Source organism: Streptomyces sp. NPDC091416 (assembly GCF_044756845.1).
Lineage (GTDB): Bacteria > Actinomycetota > Actinomycetes > Streptomycetales > Streptomycetaceae > Streptomyces.
In genome coordinates, this window is sequence record NZ_JBIVTU010000002.1 from 354,688 (window position 1) to 371,957 (window position 17,270).

12 protein-coding genes and 2 tRNA genes are annotated in these 17,270 nt (G+C 72.5%); 2 read left to right on the forward strand and 12 right to left on the reverse strand.

Translation table 11 applies throughout. The features are described 5' to 3' along the window. Window positions 1-66: 66 nt before the first annotated feature. From ACIQMX_RS08515 to leuS, 5 genes are all read right to left on the reverse strand, one after another. A complete protein-coding gene (locus tag ACIQMX_RS08515; protein ID WP_402475902.1) occupies window positions 67-2,619 on the reverse strand; it encodes a ComEC/Rec2 family competence protein in 2,553 nt (850 codons plus the stop codon). Beyond that, window positions 2,616-3,326, reverse strand: coding sequence for a helix-hairpin-helix domain-containing protein (locus tag ACIQMX_RS08520; protein WP_402475904.1), 711 nt, complete (start codon window positions 3,324-3,326; stop codon window positions 2,616-2,618). Before ACIQMX_RS08520 ends, ACIQMX_RS08515 begins: the two co-directional genes overlap by 4 nt. An 896-nt stretch (window positions 3,327-4,222) precedes the next feature. Continuing rightward, window positions 4,223-5,068, reverse strand: coding sequence for a DegV family protein (locus ACIQMX_RS08525; RefSeq protein ID WP_363065935.1), 846 nt, complete (start codon window positions 5,066-5,068; stop codon window positions 4,223-4,225). A 291-nt stretch (window positions 5,069-5,359) separates the two neighbouring features. Next, window positions 5,360-6,091, reverse strand: coding sequence for a hypothetical protein (locus ACIQMX_RS08530; RefSeq protein ID WP_363065933.1), 732 nt, complete (start codon window positions 6,089-6,091; stop codon window positions 5,360-5,362). 202 nt (window positions 6,092-6,293) lie between these two features. Continuing rightward, window positions 6,294-9,167 (reverse strand): leucine--tRNA ligase, encoded by a 2,874-nt coding sequence (leuS, locus tag ACIQMX_RS08535; RefSeq protein WP_402475906.1) that lies wholly within the window; start codon window positions 9,165-9,167, stop codon window positions 6,294-6,296. 394 nt (window positions 9,168-9,561) lie between these two features. Here leuS and ACIQMX_RS08540 point away from each other — a divergent pair, with 394 nt between their 5' ends. Together ACIQMX_RS08540 and ACIQMX_RS08545 are read left to right on the forward strand one after the other, a co-directional pair. After that, entirely contained in the window at window positions 9,562-10,857 is a 1,296-nt protein-coding gene (locus ACIQMX_RS08540; protein WP_402475907.1) for a hypothetical protein, read from the forward strand. Then, a complete protein-coding gene (locus tag ACIQMX_RS08545) occupies window positions 10,854-12,431 on the forward strand; it encodes a ferredoxin (RefSeq protein WP_363065928.1) in 1,578 nt (525 codons plus the stop codon). Before ACIQMX_RS08540 ends, ACIQMX_RS08545 begins: the two co-directional genes overlap by 4 nt. A 60-nt stretch (window positions 12,432-12,491) precedes the next feature. Here ACIQMX_RS08545 and ACIQMX_RS08550 read toward each other — a convergent pair. The 7 genes from ACIQMX_RS08550 to nadD form a co-directional block, all read right to left on the reverse strand. Next, a tRNA-Ala gene (locus ACIQMX_RS08550) sits at window positions 12,492-12,564 on the reverse strand. Window positions 12,565-12,674: 110 nt separating this feature from the next. Then, window positions 12,675-12,908: a hypothetical protein gene (locus ACIQMX_RS08555; RefSeq protein ID WP_111331746.1), complete on the reverse strand. Its 234-nt coding sequence runs from the start codon at window positions 12,906-12,908 to the stop codon at window positions 12,675-12,677. A 288-nt stretch (window positions 12,909-13,196) separates the two neighbouring features. Further along, a tRNA-Ala gene (locus ACIQMX_RS08560) sits at window positions 13,197-13,269 on the reverse strand. Between the two features lie 129 nt (window positions 13,270-13,398). Further along, on the reverse strand, window positions 13,399-14,052 hold the full coding sequence (locus ACIQMX_RS08565) for a histidine phosphatase family protein (protein WP_402476486.1): 654 nt from the start codon (window positions 14,050-14,052) through the stop codon (window positions 13,399-13,401). Then, window positions 14,049-14,480: a ribosome silencing factor gene (gene rsfS / locus ACIQMX_RS08570; RefSeq protein WP_219571509.1), complete on the reverse strand. Its 432-nt coding sequence runs from the start codon at window positions 14,478-14,480 to the stop codon at window positions 14,049-14,051. Before rsfS ends, ACIQMX_RS08565 begins: the two co-directional genes overlap by 4 nt. 374 nt (window positions 14,481-14,854) lie before the next feature. After that, window positions 14,855-16,606 (reverse strand): LCP family protein, encoded by a 1,752-nt coding sequence (locus ACIQMX_RS08575; protein WP_402475909.1) that lies wholly within the window; start codon window positions 16,604-16,606, stop codon window positions 14,855-14,857. Between the two features lie 19 nt (window positions 16,607-16,625). Continuing rightward, window positions 16,626-17,243: a nicotinate-nucleotide adenylyltransferase gene (gene nadD, locus ACIQMX_RS08580; protein ID WP_219571511.1), complete on the reverse strand. Its 618-nt coding sequence runs from the start codon at window positions 17,241-17,243 to the stop codon at window positions 16,626-16,628. Window positions 17,244-17,270 lie beyond the last annotated feature (27 nt).

The following is a 17,270-nucleotide window of genomic DNA, read 5'->3' on the forward strand; positions in this document are numbered from 1 at the left end:
TCTGTCCCGGCAGGCGGCACCGTGTCCTGAGCCCATGGCCGTAGGGCCTGCGGCGGAGGTGCGGCGTCACGACCGGCCCACCGCCCGCAGCCCCGCCCCGGCCCCCGTCACCGCGATCGCACCGTCCCTGTCCGTGCGGAGCACCACCGCTCCCCCGGACCTGAGCGCCTCGACCGTCCGCGCGGCAGGATGCCCGTACGGGTTGTCCCGCCCCACGCTCACCAGTGCGAACCTCGGACGCGTGCTGCGCACCAGTGCCGCGTCCTGATGCGCGGAACCGTGGTGGGCGACCTTGAGGACGTCCACCCGCGGCAGCGTCGGATGACTGCGCAACAGACCCTGCTGAGCCGGGGGTTCGAGGTCACCGAGGAGCAGCAGCGTGAGCCCGCCGGTCCGTACGAGCAGGGTGACGCTCGCGTCGTTCGGCTCCTCGGGTACGGGACCTGCGGCCGGGCCCGCCGCAGTCGTCGCTCCGTTCGGCGGCCACAGCACCTGCCATGCGAGGGTTCCGGTCCTGCGCCGTTCACCGGGGACGGTGCGCACCAGGGGGATGCCGGCCGCAGCGGCGGTCCTCCTGACGAACGCGGCCTGTTCCGGGGGTTCGTCCAGGCTCGTCGTCTGGATCGCGCCCACCGCTCTGCCCCGCAGCACTCCGGTCAGGCCGCGCACGTGGTCGGCGTGGAAGTGGGTGAGCAGCAGCAGCGGGACCCGGGTGATGCCCAGGTCGCGCAGGCACCGGTCGACCGGCCGGGGATCGGGTCCGGCGTCGACGACCACGGCCGCGCCGGGTCCGGCCGCGAGCGCCAGGGCGTCCCCCTGGCCGACGTCGCACATCGCGAACGCCCAGCCCGGTGGCGGCCATCCGGTCAGCACCCGGGTCAGCGGCACCGGCCGCAGCACCGCGAGGACGAGCAGCAGCGCGGCGGCCGAGCAGATCCAGGGACGGCGTCCCACGCGCCGGGCGAACAGCACCAGCAGCAGCGTCAGGGCGGCCAGGAGCAGCGCCCCCGTACGGCCGTCGGGCCAGTCGGCCTCCGCCCCGGGGAGCGCGGCCCCCGCACGGGCCACCGCCGCGATCCACCCGGCCGGCCATCCCGCCACCCGGGCGATCAGCTCGGCCACCGGCATGGCCACCGGAGCCAGGGCCAGCACGGCGAACCCGAGCACCGTGGCGGGCGCCACCGCGAACTCGGCCAGCAGATTGCACGGGATGCCCACCAGACTCACCCGGGAGGCGAGCAGCACCACGACGGGCGAGCACACCGCCTGGGCCGCGGCAGCGGCAGCCAGCGCCTCCGCCAACCGCGGTGGCACCCGCCGCCGTTGCAGCGCCTCGCTCCACCGCGGGGCCAGGGTCAGGAGGGCCCCGGTGGCCAGCACCGACAGGACGAAGCCGTAACTGCGGGCCAGCCACGGGTCGTAGAGCACCAGCAGCAGAACGGCGGCTGCCAGCGCCGGAATCAGTGTTCTGCGCCGCCCGGTGCCGATGGCCAGCAGCGTGATCAGGCCGCAGGCCGCGGCCCGCAGCACGCTCGGTTCCGGCCGGCAGACGAGCACGAAGGCGAGGGTCAGCCCGCCACCGAGCAGGGCCGTGCCGCGCAACGAGATCCCCAACACGGGCGCCAGGCCACGGCGTTCGACGCGCAGAGCTCGTCCGGGCGGGCCGATGAGCAGGACGAGCAGGATCGCCAGATTGGCGCCCGACACCGCCATGAGATGAGTGAGGTCGGTCGCCCGGAAGGCCTCGTGCAGTTCCGGGGTGACGCGCGTGGTGTCGCCGACGACCAGTCCGGGCAGAAGCGCTCGCGCATCGGGGCCGAGACCGTCCGTCGCCGTACGCAGACCGGCGCGCAGACCGCCCGCGGTGCGCTGGAGCCGGGTGGGCGGGCCGATGATGCGTGGCGGGCCCTTTCCCTCGGCTCGCAGCGCGGCGGTGGCGCGCTCCCCGCCGTGCAGCGGCGGTGCCAGCCTGCCGCTGACGCGCAGCCGGGTGGACGGAAGCAGTCGCTGCCACTGCGCCGCCGCAGTCCCGGGTGTGACGATGACCAGCACCGGCGTACGCAGCCTGACGGCCGCTCCGCCGGGCCGCGCCAGCCGGACGATCTCGGCGTCCAGGAGGAGGGAATCGGGGGTGCTGTGGTCGCCCCGCACGCGCGGAGTCGTGCGGCGGGCGTCGGAGGTCAGGATGATCTCCGCGTCGATGCCGGCGAACTGCCCGGCCAGTCCGGGAACGGGCCCCTGCCGCGCATCGGCCCTGTGCAGCCCCGCCGAGGCCACCCCCGCCGCCGCGCACAGCAGCGCCGCCGCGGCAGCCGTGGTGTGCAGCCTGGTGGGCGACCACCATCGGCCCTCCACACCGCTCCACCCGTGGTCCGTCCCTGACAGGTGCGCCGTGCGGACGGGCCGTGAGCCGGGCAGGGCGAGGAGGACCATCGCTGCGCCGAGGCAGAGACCCACTCCCACGGTCGCCCAGCGGCCGGGAACGTCCAGGGCCGTCGCGGCCCCGGCCCAGGCCGCCAGGGCCGGGGGAACCAGCCGCAGATCGACCGGTCCCTCCTGCCGCGGGTCGGCGGCCCCCAGGCGGCGGCCCGATGCCGTGTGGACGTCCTGGGCGCTCATGGACGTACCCGTGGGCGGAGTTCGGCGAACCGGCGGTCACCGATGCCGTTGACCTCGCGGAGCTCGTCCACGGAGCGGAATCCGCCGTGCCGGGTGCGGTAGTCGACGATGTGCTGGGCGAGGACGGGGCCGACGCCGGGCAGCGTGTCGAGCTGCTCCACCGTCGCGGTGTTGAGGCCCACCGGCCCGGCCGCCCCTGCCGCCCCGCCCGCCGCCGCGGGACCGCCGACGGTTCCTGTACCGCTTGCGGCGGCCGGGCCCGGCGGGGCTCCCACGATGATCTGCTCTCCGTCGATGAGGACGCGGGCCCGGTTGAGGCTGTCGAGGCTCACGCCCGGCCGGGCCCCTCCCGCCACGCGCAGCGCGTCGGCGACCCTGGCTCCGGACGGCAGTCGATGGATCCCGGGCCGCCTCACCTTCCCGCTCACGTCGACCACGACCTGCCCGCCCGGCCCGGCGCCGGATGGCGTACCGGGTGAGGGCTCCGGCACACCGGCCCCGCCGCCCGCATCCGCGTGCGCGTCACCGTTCGCGCCCGCATCCGCCACGGGCAACTCCACGGCCTCGCCGACCCGCTCGGGTGCGGGTACGGAACCGGGGCGCGCGGACCAGAAGTGCAGCGCGGCGAACACCGCTGCCGCTACCAGGACCACGCTCAGCGCGGCCAGGGTCCTCGGCTCCAGTCCACACCTGAGCTGGAGCCACACCGGAATCCGCTCCCTCAACGCGGGAACGGCCCTCCCCCACCGGTCCGCGGATACCGAACCCGACGCGGAGCCCGAGGACGAGCCCGACGCGGGGCCCGGGGACGGACCCGACGCGGGGCCCGGGGGTGATCCTGTCGCGGGGCCCGGAGACGCCCCCGACGCGGGACCGGGAGAACCCGACGCGGGACCCGGGGGTGATCCCGTCGCGGGGCCCCGAGACGAACCCGAAGCGGGCCCGGGCGGCGGCCCCGGCAACGGTCCCGCCGCAGGAACCGCCGCAGGAACCGGCGAAGGAACCGCCGAAGGACCCGGAGATGAAGTCCCGTGCGGAGGCGCCTGGAGCGGAGGCGCCTGAGGAGGAGGCACCTCGGACGGGGGCGGGTCCGGGGCCGGCCGCACTGGCAACACCGTGCGCCCCGCCGACGCGATGCCTGCGCCCACTCCCACCACCGGTCGCGCGACCCGGCCCCCGTAACCCCCCGCCATCAGCGCGTCCGCGCGGCTGCGCGAGGCGGCAGCGGCGGCGGTACGCCCCCGCGCCCGCCGCCGACGGCCCGGGCCGGTCCCCGCCCCTCCCCGGAGACGGCCAGGCCCGCTTCCCGGTCCGGACACGCCGGTTCCGGCCCTGGCGAACCGACTGAGGCCGCTGACAGGCCCGACGCGTCCCGCACCTACGCCACGGCGGCCGGCAAGACTGCTCGCACGACTCGTTGCACGGCTGCTCGCACGATTGCTCGCAGGACTCGTTGCACTGCTGGTTGCACGACTGATTGCGCGGTGTGATCGGAAAGCCATGCCGCTGACGCTAGGCACCTCTGCGGAATCCTGCCGAGCACACCTGATTCCGGTGGAAAACCGGCCCGTTGTGTATAACGCGGCCACTCCCGAGAGTGACGTCAGCGAGGCGAAATCACCGCTCCCAGCAGCCCGGGGCCGGTGTGCGCGCCGATCACCGCGCCCACCTCGCTGACATGCAGGTCGGCCAGGCCCGGAATGCGCTCGCGCAGCCGCTCGGCCAGCCGCTCGGCCCGCTCCGGGGCCGCGAGGTGATGCACCGCGATGTCCACCGGCCCGCTGCCCGCCCGCTCCGCGACGATCTCCTCCAGCCGGGCGATGGCCTTCGAAGCCGTCCGCACCTTCTCCAGCAGCTCGATCCGGCCGCCGTCCAGCTGGAGGAGCGGCTTCACGGCAAGGGCCGAACCGAGCAGGGCCTGCGCGGCACCGATCCGGCCCCCGCGACGCAGATAGTCCAGGGTGTCGACGTAGAAGTAGGCCGACGTGCCCGCAGCCCTTTTCTCTGCGGCGGCCACCGCGTCGTCCTGGCTGCCGCCCGCCTCGGCGGTCTCCGCGGCGGCCAGGGCGCAGAACCCCAGGGCCATCGCGACCATGCCGGTGTCCACCACGCGCACCGGCACCGGGGCGTCCTTCGCGGCGAGCAGGGCGGCGTCGTACGTGCCGGAGAACTCCGCCGACAGGTGCAGCGAGACGATGGCGCTCGCCCCCGCGTCGGCGGCCGCGCGGTAGGCCGCGGCGAAGACCTCGGGACTCGGCCGCGAAGTCGTCACGGAACGGCGCTTCTGCAGGGCCAGGGCGAGGGAGCGGGCCGAGATCTCGGTGCCCTCCTCCAGCGCCTGGTCGCCGAGAACGACGGTCAGCGGCACTGCGGTGATGCCATGCCGTTCCATTGCCTGGGGCGGCAGGTAGGCCGTGGAATCGGTGACGATCGCGACATGGCGGGACATGAGCGGGAGGTTACCTGTCGGGGAGGGGGCTCGGCAGGCCGACCCCGACCGAATGATCAGTTCCGGTCGCTTCGGTCCGCATCCTGCCATCCATGTTCACCTGCGGCCCGGCCGCCCGCCGACCACCACGGCCGGCCGCTCCGTCCGGCCACGCCCGCCGGTGACACTCGCCTCCCACGCCCGCCGATGAGGCCCGCCCGGCACTCCCGCCGGTGAGGCCCGCCTGCCACTCCCGCCAGTAACGCCCGCCTGCCACGAGCACGAGAGGGAAGATCGATCTCCCCGGAGTCGTCAGTTCGTCGTCTCCGGCCGTGCCGCCTTCTGCCACGGATATCCCGTCTGCAGTCGGGGATCCGGGGCCGTAAGCGCCTGCGGGGCCCCCTCGCCGCCCGCCGGGTCCGGCCCGGACCGCTCAGGAGCGCGGGCCGCAGGAGACTCCGGGGCCGCAGCGGCTGTCCGAGCCTCCGCGACCGGCTCCTCCGTCGTCCAGTGCCGCAGCGCCCCGGCCTCCACGTCGATCTGCACGTTCAGCGCCGCCAGGTCGTCTTCGGCGAACTGCCGGGCCCGGTCCCGCGCGGCCCATCGCAGGGACTCAGCCGCGCGCGTGATGCGCTCGGTGCGCTTCTTCAGGTCCGGCAGCAGCGAGGCGACCGTCGCCTTGTCGGGCTCGCGCTCCAGCCGTTTCAGGTCCTCGTCCAGCTCGCGGCCGTGCACCCCGAGGCGCTGGAACAGGCCCAGCGACTCCGAGAGCGAGGCGTCCTCGACCACGCCCGACTGCAGCGCGTCCTGAGTGGCCCGCATCGATGTGCGCAGCGAGAGCCGGAGCTGCGCCAGCTCGCCGCCGACGCCCACCTGCCCGTAGCTCTTGGCCCGCAGCGTGGTGTCCTCCACCGTGCGGCGGGCCTGCGTGATCGTGCGGTCCACGCCGCGCTTGGCCGCACCGACGACCTTGACGGTCACGTAGACACCCAGAGCCATGAAGGCGACGACGAGCAGTCCCAGAATCAGGATCACGGCTTCCATGAGACGCCCCTCGGATGGTGTGACGGCTTGCGGCACGGTTTCACCCGCCCCTCCACCGTAAACGGAACGGGCAGGCGGAGGGTTCCATCGGAACCCCCAACCTGCCCGTAGGGGAAAGCCCTCACACCCGGACGGCCCTCCTGCTCCGAGAGCCCTCACGCGCCGAGAGCCCCCGCACCGTCACGACAACGGCAGCCGCCGACTAGGCCGGAACGATGTTCACCAGCTTCGGCGCCCGGACGATCACCTTGCGGATGCCCGCCCCGTCCAGTGCCGCGACGACGGCCGGGTCGGCCAGGGCCAGGGTCTCCAGCTCGGCGTCCGTGATCGACGGGGAGATCTCCAGGCGTGCCCGGACCTTGCCCTTGATCTGCACGACGCAGGTCACGGTCTCGTCCACGACGTACGCCGGGTCCGCGACCGGGAAGTCCTGGTGCACGACCGACTCGGTGTGGCCCAGCCGGCGCCACAGCTCCTCGGCGATGTGCGGCGCCAGCGGCGCCACCAGCAGCACCAGTGCCTCGGCGACGGGACGCGGCAGCGGCCCACCGGCCTTGGTCAGGTGGTTGTTCAGCTCGGTGACCTTGGCGATGGCCGTGTTGAAACGCATCCCGGCCATGTCACCGCCGACGCCGTCGATCGCCTTGTGCAGCGCGCGCAGCGTGTCCTCGCCGGGCTCGGTGTCGACGACGGTGACCTCGCCGCTCTCCTCGTCGACGATGTTGCGCCACAGCCGCTGCAGCAGCCGGTACTGGCCGACGACCGCGCGCGTGTCCCAGGGACGCGACACGTCCAGGGGGCCCATGGCCATCTCGTACAGACGCAGCGTGTCCGCGCCGTACTCGCCGCAGATCTCGTCGGGCGTCACGGCGTTCTTCAGGGACTTGCCCATCTTGCCCAGGACGCGGGAGACCTTCTCGCCCTCGTAGTAGTACGCCCCGTCGCGCTCCTCGACCTCGGCCGCCGGGACCGCGATGCCGCGGCTGTCCCGGTAGACGAAGGCCTGGATCATGCCCTGGTTGTACAGCTTGTGGAACGGCTCGGCGGACGAGATGTGGCCCAGGTCGTGCAGCACCTTGGACCAGAAGCGTGCGTACAGCAGGTGCAGTACGGCGTGCTCGGCGCCGCCCACGTACAGGTCGACGCCACCGGTCGGCTGTCCCTCGCGGGGGCCCATCCAGTACTGCTCGATCGCCGGGTCGACCAGCTTCTCGCCGTTGTTCGGGTCCAGGTAGCGCAGCTCGTACCAGCAGGAACCGGCCCAGTTGGGCATGGTGTTGGTCTCGCGGCGGTACTTGCGCGGCCCGGCGCCGTCGCCCAGGTCCAGCGTCACGTTGACCCAGTCGGCGTTGCGCGACAGCGGGGTCTCCGGCTGGGTGTCGGCGTCGTCCGGGTCGAAGGTGCGCGGCGAGTAGTCGTCGACCTCCGGCAGCTCCAGCGGCAGCATCGACTCGGGCAGCGGGTGGGCGATGCCCTCCTCGTCGTACACGATCGGGAAGGGCTCGCCCCAGTAGCGCTGGCGGCTGAACAGCCAGTCGCGCAGCCGGAAGTTGACGGTGCCCTCGCCGACCCCGTGCTCCTTCAGCCACTCGGTGATCCGGATCTTGGCGTCGACGACGCCCAGGCCGTCCAGCGCGATCTCGTCGTTCGCGGAGTTGACCAGCTTCGCGTCGTAGGAGCCGAAGGCGTCCTCCCACGTGGAGGCGTCCGTGCCGCGGTCGTCCGACGGCTCGACGACACAGCGCATCGGCAGCTCGAAGGCGCGCGCGAAGGCGAAGTCGCGCGCGTCGTGCGCCGGGACGGCCATGATCGCGCCGGTGCCGTAGCCCATCAGGACGTAGTCGGCGATGAAGACGGGTACCTGCTCGCCGCTGACCGGGTTGGTCGCGTACGTGCCGGTGAAGACGCCCGTCTTGTCCTTGGCCTCGGCCTGCCGCTCCACGTCGGACTTGGCGGCGGCCTGCTTCCGGTACGCGGTGACGGCCTCGGCCGGGGTCGCGTGGCCGCCGGTCCAGACCGCGTGGGTGCCGTCGGGCCAGGCGGCGGGGATGATCCGCTCGACCAGCTCGTGCTCCGGCGCCAGCACCATGTAGGTGGCGCCGAACAGGGTGTCCTGGCGGGTGGTGAAGACGGTGATGCTGCCCGCTCCGTCCACCGGGAAGTCGACGCGCGCGCCCTCGGAGCGGCCGATCCAGTTGCGCTGCTGCAGCTTGATGGCCTCGGGCCAGTCCAGCCCGTCCAGGTCGTTCAGCAGCCGGTCCGCGTAGGCCGTGATGCGCATGTTCCACTGGCGCAGCTTGGCCTTGAAGACGGGGAAGTTGCCGCGCTCGGAGCGTCCGTCGGCGGTGACCTCCTCGTTGGCCAGGACGGTGCCCAGGCCGGGCGACCAGTTGACGGGCGCGTCGGAGGCGTAGGCCAGCCGGTGGTCGCTCAGGACGTCGGCGCGCTCGGCGGCGCTCAGGGCGCTCCAGTCACGGCCGTCCGGGGTCGGGCGCTCGCCGCTCTCGAACTGGGCGACCAGCTCGGCGATGGGCCGGGCGCGGTCCGCGTCGGTGTCGTACCAGGAGTTGAAGATCTGCAGGAAGATCCACTGGGTCCACTTGTAGTACTCCGACTCGATCGTGGCGAACGAGCGGCGCTTGTCGTGGCCCAGGCCCAGGCGGCGCAGCTGCGCCGTCATGTTCTCGATGTTGGCCTCGGTCGAGATCCGCGGGTGCGTGCCGGTCTGGACGGCGTACTGCTCCGCGGGCAGGCCGAAGGCGTCGAAGCCCAGGGTGTGCAGGACGTTGTGGCCGCTCATCCGCTGGTGACGGGCGAAGACATCGGTGGCGATGTAGCCCAGCGGGTGGCCCACGTGCAGCCCCGCACCCGAGGGGTACGGGAACATGTCCATGATGAACTTCTTCGGCTTGGCGGCCAGCTCCGGGTCGCCCGCCAGGTCACCGGTCGGGTTCGGCGCCTCGTACGTACCCTCGGCGTCCCAGAAGTCCTGCCAGCGTGCCTCGATGTCGGCGGCCATCGCTGCCGTGTAGCGGTGCGGCGCAGCAACGTCGGCTGCGGAATTCGTCTCGCTCATGATCCTCAAAGCTCCATCGATCGTCATCTGCCGGCGCCCACGTCTACGGACACGCGTCTACGGAAACGAAAAAGCCCCTCGCACAGGAGGGGACGCCGCGCTGATGCCGACCAGGCATTCTCACCGGTCGGGACTGATCAGCGCGGCTCGCTAAGCAGAAGGCGTACGGCACGCATGGCGTCAGGGTACCGCACAGGCCCGGCTGCCATCCGGGCGCCGCCGATCCGTGGACACGGGGCACGGTGGACCACGTGGCGGAACGTCCGGGAAGCGGGGGTTACTCCGCGTAATGCCCTCTATCGGGGCAACCACCCAAACCCCCTACCGGCCGGTATGGAGCGACTTAGCATGCGGCAACGGGACCGCTTTGCCGAGCCATTCGGAGTCGCCCCCCATGAACCCTCATCGCAAGATCCGCTCATCGGCCGCCTCTTTCCAGGGGCCGAGCCGTCAGGTGCAGGGCGGGCTGGCCGTCGCTGTGCTGGTTCTCCTGCCGCTGCTCGCCGTGGCGGGCAGCGACGGTGTCCGCGCCACGCTCGACTTCACGACCGGTGTCCTCTCGCTGGTCTCGCTCACCGCCGCGGTGGGCTGGGGCCTCCTCGCGACCGACCGGCTGTTCCTCTCCTCGCGACAGCGGCTGCTGGGCCAGGCCGTCCACCGCACCGCCGCGGCCGCCTCGCTGGGCTTCCTGCTGCTCCATGTCACGGTCAAGGTCTCGCTGGGGCACGTGGCGCTGCTCGGCGCCGTCATCCCCTTCGGTCTCGGTGTCGAGGGTACGGCGGGGCTCATCGGTTTCGGCGCGCTGGCCGGACTGCTGATGGTGGTCGCCGCCGCGACGGGCGCGCTGCGCAGCGCCTTCGCCGGTCCCAGCAAGGTCGCCGGGCGCTGGCGCGCACTGCACGCGCTGTCCTATCCGGCCTGGTGCGCCGCGCTGGTACACGGTCTGTACGCGGGCCGACCGCCCGCTGCCTGGGTCGTCGCGATGTACGGCCTGTCTCTCGTCGCCGTGGCGGCCGTGCTGTGCCTGCGCATGCTGCCACCGCCGGTGAAGCGGCGGGCAGCCGGACTGATCACCGCCCTGGTCAGGCCGGACGCCCTGACCGCCGATCCGGATCCGGCGGCCCGCGAGGCCCCGCTGCCCGGCGCGGACACCACCGCCGTACCGGAGGCGTACGGCGCGGCCGGCGGTGGCACCGGCAGCCGGCTGCGCGGCACCCCGCTGCCCTCGTCCTTCGAGCACCCGCGCACCACGCTCCCGGCACCCGCTCCGCCGCTGTACGAGGCCCCGCCCCGCAGCTCCGACCGCCTCGGCGATCCACCCCCGAGCAGGCCCGGCGGTCTCACGAGGCCCGGGCCGGGGATAGACGCCGGATACCGCGCGGTCTCGCCGGCCGCCGGAACCACCACGCGCCGGGAACCGTCGGGACACTGGCCGGCGCCGTCACCCGCTCCGCCGGCCCGGGCGCCGCACCCGCGGCCCGGGCCCGCAACGGCGGCGGGCCCCGCGCACACCGTGTACGGGCCGCCCATGCCCGCCGCGCCCCACGTCCCCGCCCAGGAACCTCCGTACGCCTCCGGAGCCGCGACCGCTCCGCTGCCCGCCGTCGGCGGCACCGCACCGCTTCCGGGGCCGTTCTACCCGCCCCCGGCCGGAGAGCCCTGGACCGCACCCTCAGGAGACCGGCCGTGAACATCCCGCTCCCCGACGTACCGGAAGTACGTGTCGTCGGCCTCCCCCAACTGACCAGCGGCTTCGACCTGGTGGAGCGGCTCGACCTCGGCATGCACCTGAAGGTGCACGGACCGCTGGAGCCGATGACCGGCGAACGCCTGGCCGGGCTCGCCGAGTCCATTTCGCTGAACGGCCGCGGCGGTGCCGGCTTCCCGTTCGGCAGAAAGCTGCGGGCCGTCGCCAAGGCGTCGATCCGGCGAGGGATACGGCCGGTCGTCGTGATCAACGGCAGCGAGGGCGAACCCGCCTGCCGCAAGGACACGGTGCTCCTCAACCGCGCTCCGCACCTCATCCTGGACGGCGCCCTGCTGGCCGCGGAGGCGCTCGGCGCCCGCACCCTGATCGTCGCGGTCACCCGTAACTCCACGGAGATCTCGGTGCGCTCCGCGCTCGCCGAACGCGGTCTCTCCGACCGGCGCGGGCAGCCCTTGCGGGCCCGGGTGGTGCGTACGCCGGAGCGCATGGTCTCCGGAGAGGCCTCGGCCGTCATCCGGGCCGCGTCCGGTGGCCCCGCGCTGCCGCCGGGGCGCCGCGAACGGGCCGCCGAGTCGGGGGTCGGGGGCGCCCCGACCCTGCTGTCGAACGCGGAGACGTACGCGCAACTCGCCGTCGCCGCCCGCATGGGAGCCCGCCGCTACGGGAACACCGGGCTCCCCGACGAGCCGGGAACGGTGCTCCTCACGCTCTCGGGCGCGGTCGCACGTCCGATGGTCGTCGAGGTGCCCACGGGGGTGCCGCTGCGGTACGTGCTCCAGCTGGCCGGCGCGCCCCCACTGCCACAGGGTGTGCTGACGGGTGGCTACCACGGCAACTGGATCAGTGCGAACGCCCTGCATGACGCCGTCGTCTCCCGTCGGTCGCTGGCCGCGGCGGGCGGGGCGCTGGGCGCGGGGGCGATCCTGCCGATCGGGCAGGAGACCTGCCCGCTGGGCGAATCCCTGCGGGTGGCGAACTGGCTGGCCGCCGAGACAGCGGGCCAGTGCGGCCCGTGCAAGCTGGGGCTGCCGGCCGCCGCGGGCGGTCTCTCCGACGTGCTGAACGGGGGCGGACCGGCCGCGCTGGAGGCCCTGCGCGAGGTGACCCTGGCGGTCAGGGGGCGGGGCGCCTGCAAGCATCCGGACGGCTCGGCGCGCTTCCTGTCCTCCACGCTCTCCGCGTTCACCGACGATCTGGCCGCGCACGCGCTGGACGGCGGCTGCGGACGCGAGACGCTCGGCGTCCTCCCGCTTCCCGCACCTGGATACCAGGATGTGGAGGAGTCCATTCCGAGCGGCGAGAAGCTGGCCGTGGACTGGACGCTCTGCCGGGGCCACGGTCTGTGCGCCGACATCGTCCCGGAGTTGATCAGGCTCGGGCCCGACGGATACCCGGCCCTCGCGGACGCCGCGGTCCCGATGCATCTGCGGGGACGCGCACAGCGTGCCGTACGCCGTTGTCCCGCCCTGGCGCTCCGGATCGAGCAGCCGGCTCCCGAGCGGCCCGCCCTGCCTCCGGGCAACGGCCGGAAGGCCCTCGGCAGCGGCCGGAGTTGACCCGCCACAAACGACTGGCGGGCCATCCGAATCGGATGGCCCGCCAGTCGTTCTTCACTGTGGAGCTAAGGAGAATTGAACTCCTGACCTCCTGCATGCCATGCAGGCGCTCTACCAACTGAGCTATAGCCCCTTGTTGTGTTGCCCGGTCTCCCGTGGCGACATCGAGAACATTACCGGTCACCCCTGCCGTCCACCAAATCGATTCCGATCGGCCCCGCTCCGGCCGGCCACCGAGGCGGTTCAGGCGGTGGCGAAGGAGTAGAACCGCTTCAGCGTGCAGTGCTCCTCCAGCAGCCGTCCGTAGATCGGCTCCCCCTCCAGCTCCCGGTAGGTCTCGATGGGGTCGCCCTTTATGACCAGCGCCCGAGCGCATTCCTCGCACCAGTACTGGTAGTCCGCGTTGACCGGGTCCATGTCCCTGACGATGGGCGTACCGCTGCCGCACCAGTCGCATTTCCGCCTGTGCGCACCCATGCATCAGCCCCGGGTGCGGCCGCGGGCCGTGCACAGGAGGAGGATTCCGGTGTGACCACCGGGCGTTCGGATCACCGGGGCACGCGTCGGGACGGGTCCCGGGGGCAGGTCCGGGAGCTCGTGGCGGCTCGCAGGCATCGCACGCTCCTCCCCGTTCGGTCCGTCTCCCCTCCGGCGGTCCGATTCTGCCATGCGCCCGCAAGGGGGGCAGCCCGCCGGAGATCCTCGGGGACCGTACCCGGGAACAAGCAAGGATCCCGCCCCCTGACGGGGACGGGATCCTGATTGTGGAGCTAAGGAGAATTGAACTCCTGACCTCCTGCATGCCATGCAGGCGCTCTACCAACTGAGCTATAGCCCCGCTGTTCGCTGTGTTTCCCTGCGTTTCCGCGCTGCGAACAAGAAGAACTTTAGCCTGTGACCAGCCAGAAAGTGAAATCCGGCCGGTGCTGCCCGAAGACGCCCTGCGGGCGCCGCCCGGGCACCGCGGTCAGGCGTCGTCGCCGAGCACCGGTTCGGGCAGGGTGCCGGCGTTGTGCTCCAGCAGACGCCAGCCGCGGGCGCCCTCGCCCAGCACCGACCAGCAGCAGTTGGAGAGTCCGCCGAGCCCTTCCCAGTGGTGCGCCTCCAGACCCAGCAGCCGGCCGATGGTGGTCCGGATGGTGCCGCCGTGGCTGACGACGACGAGCGTCCCGTCATCGCGCAGCGTCTCGGCGTGCGCGAGCACGACGGGGGCAGCCCTGTCGGCGACCTCGGTCTCCAGCTCACCGCCGCCGCGCCGCACGGGCTCGCCGCGCTTCCACGCCGCGTACTGCTCGCCGTACAGCCCCACGATCTCCTCGTGGGTGAGGCCCTGCCACGCACCCGCATAGGTCTCACGCAGTCCCGGATCGTGCGCGACGGCGTGCCCGGTGATCGCGGCGAGCTCGGCCGCCGTGGCCGCGGCCCGCCGCAGATCGGACGCGACGATCGCGTCCGGCTTCAGCGAGGCGAGCAGCCGGGCCGCCCGCCGGGCCTGCCCGACGCCTTCCTCGGTGAGGTCGATGTCCGTGGAGCCCTGGAACCGGCGCTCAAGGTTCCACGCCGTCTGGCCGTGTCGCCAGAGGACGATCCTGCGGCCCCTGCCGCCTCCGCTGCCGGTCAGCTCTGCTCACCTTCCGTGCCGCCGGTGAGCTGTGCGTGCTCCTCGGCCTTGCCGCGGGTCTTCACGGCGTCCTCGGGAAGGGGGATCTCGGGGCAGTCCTTCCACAGGCGCTCCAGCGCGTAGAAGACGCGCTCCTCGCTGTGCTGGACGTGGATGACGATGTCGACGTAGTCGAGGAGGATCCAGCGGGCGTCGCGGTCGCCCTCACGGCGGACCGGCTTGGCGCCGAGCTTCTTCTGAAGCTGCTCCTCGATCTCGTCGACGATCGACTTGACCTGGCGGTCGTTGGGGGCCGAGGCCAGCAGGAAGGCGTCCGTGATCGACAGCACGTCGCTGACGTCGTACGCAATGATGTCGTGCGCGAGCCGGTCGGCGGCCGCCTGAGCGGCGGCGTTGATGAGCTCGATGGAGCGGTCCGTGGCGGTCACATGCAGGCTTTCGTCGGCGGTCAGATCAACCTCTAGGGTCTCACGGACCGCCGACAGCCCACGCAGTCATCTTTCGAAGACCGTTCAGGAGTCGTCGGACGGCACCCCGGAGCAGCGACGAGCAGCAGGGAAACCGTCCGCCCCGGCCCCTCGGGAGCCCTGGGGAGCAGTCCCTGGAGCGGGCCGGGAAGACGAGCGGGGACCGGACGGGCCGGACGGGGCCGGACGAGACCGGGCCGGCCCGGACGGGGCCGGGAAAGCGGTCCCGGAATGCTTCGGGGGCTGTTTCGGGAACGGCTTGGGGGCGGCTCCGGAACCCTTCCCGGAGCCGCCCCCCAACCCGGCCGTTGGACCGGCCCGGCCGTGCCGCCGACCTACTTGATCTTGTAGTCCTTGCCGATGACGACGGTCACGTCCGCGTTGCCGGCCGGCTTGCCCTGCTTCGCGGCGCTCGCCGGCAGCCCGAGGGTCGCGGCGACCTCGGCCGCCTTCTGCTTGTCCGCCGCGTCCTTGTAGACGACCTCGGAGGAGGACACGGCTTCGGACTTCCCGCTGTTGACGAAGGTGTAGCCGCCGTTGACCAGCTCGATCCTGGCGGACTCCGTGGCGCGGTCACTGCCTGTGGCGTTCTTGACACCGACCCGTACCGCCGCGTCCGCGGCCGGGGCCTTGAACGAGCCGCCCAGGATGTCCTTGACCACGCTCTCCGTGGCGGCTTCGGTGAGGGTGCCGTCGTCCTGGACGGGCAGCAGCGCCGTCTTGTAGTCGCCGATCTTCGCGTGCTCGGCGAGCTTGGCCAGGGAGGCGCCCAGGTCCTGCTCGGGCAGGGACGGGTCGAGGATCTGGGCCAGCGTCTGGACGGTGACCGTGGCGGCCTTCGGATCGTCGGAGATCTTCCGCAGCACGCCGCGCATGACCTGCCCGAACCGCATCAGCTGCTTGGCCTCGGCCTCGCCGGGACCTCGGTACGTGGCGTACGCGACGGCCATCGGGCCGCTGAGCGTCTGCGCCTCCCCCTTCTTCACCAGGGGCGCGGCGCCCTTCTTGGCGTCGGGAACGGCGGTGTCCGTGTCGACCTCGATGTTGCCGACCAGGTCGACGAGGTTCTCCAGATACGGGGTGTCCAGCCGCCATGTGCCGCTGATCTCGGTGCCGAGCAGGGCGTCGATGGACTCGCGGGTTCCGGACGTCCCGTCGTCCTCGACCGACTTGCCGAGCGTGGTGGTGGCACCGTCCTCGTCGGAGACGGCCAGCGAGTTGGGCAGCAGGACGGTGGTGCCCTGCTTGGTGGTGACGTTGTCCACGAGCAGGGCCGTGGACGTGCCGCCGGCCTTGGTGTTGTGGAGGTGGACCACGATGACGTCGCGCCGCTGCGGGCCGGTCGCCGTGGTGCTCTTCTCGTCCGACGCGGAGAGGCCGGGGAGCTTGTCCGCCGACCACAGGTAGCCCACGCCGCCGACCACGACGAGGACGGCGACGACGATCAGCGCGACCATCCGGTTGTGACCGCGACGGCGTGCCTCCTCGCGTCGTTCACTGCGGCTCTCGGTGAACTTCAGCCAGTCGATGACGTCTTCGGAGTCCTCGTCGGGCTCCTCGATGAAGGAGAACTGCTCCGTGCGGTAGTCGCGGTCGCCCCTGCGCGGCCCCGGGACGCCCGTCTCGGGCTCCGCGGCCTGCTCCGGTTCCGACGCCCTCCGGGGCGGGGCCGGCGCGGCTTCGGGCGCCGGGGCCTGCTGCGGAATGCTCCACTGCTGGGTGGTGTCCACCGCGGCGGGCTGCCGGCCCGCGTCGTAACCGTAGCCGCCGTCGTAGCCATAACCCTGCTGCGGAGGCTGCTGCTGCTGGGTGCCGTACGGGTCGTACTGCTGCTGCGACGGGGGCGCGGCGGGCTGCTGTTGCTGCTGGTACTGCTGGGCGTACGGGTCGTAGCCGTACCCCTGCCCGGCCTGCGGCGCCTGCTGCTGGGGCTGCTGGTCCTGGTGCGGCGCCTGGGGCTGCTGCTGGGCGTACGGGTCGTACTGCTGCTGTCCGGGCTGCTGGTACACCGGCTGCCCGTACTCGTCGTAGCCGACGATCTGCGGCTGCTGGTAGTACGGGTCGTACGGATTCTGTCGGTCGTTCACCGGTGCCCCTCTCCGTGGCTCATTCGCCGCGGTACAGCTGGCGCTTGTCGATGTAGCGGACCACACCGTCCGGTACCAGGTACCAGACCGGCTCCCCCTGGGCGACCCTCGCACGGCAGTCCGTGGAGGAGATGGCCAGCGCGGGCACCTCCACGAGGGAGACGCCCCCCTCCGGCAGCCCGTCGTCCGTGAGCACGTGCCCCGGACGCGTCACACCGATGAAGTGGGACAGCGAGAAGAGCTCGTCGGCGTCCCGCCAGGTGAGGATCTGGGAGAGGGCGTCGGCGCCCGTGATGAAGAAGAGGTCCGCGTCCCCGTGGACCTCGCGCAGGTCCCGCAGGGTGTCGATCGTGTACGTCGGGCCCTTGCGGTCGATGTCGCTCCGGCTGACCGAGAACTGCGGGTTGGACGCCGTCGCGATGACGGTCATCAGATAGCGGTCCTCGGCCGGGGAGACCTCCTTGTGGCTCTTCTGCCACGGCTGCCCGGTCGGAACGAAGATCACCTCGTCGAGGTGGAACTGGGCGGCCACTTCACTGGCCGCCACCAGGTGTCCATGATGGATCGGGTCAAACGTCCCGCCCATCACGCCGAGTCGGCGCTTTCCGCGGCCGGTAGGCACTTCCTGCTCTCCCATGCGTGCAGAGCCTACTGGCACAGCTGT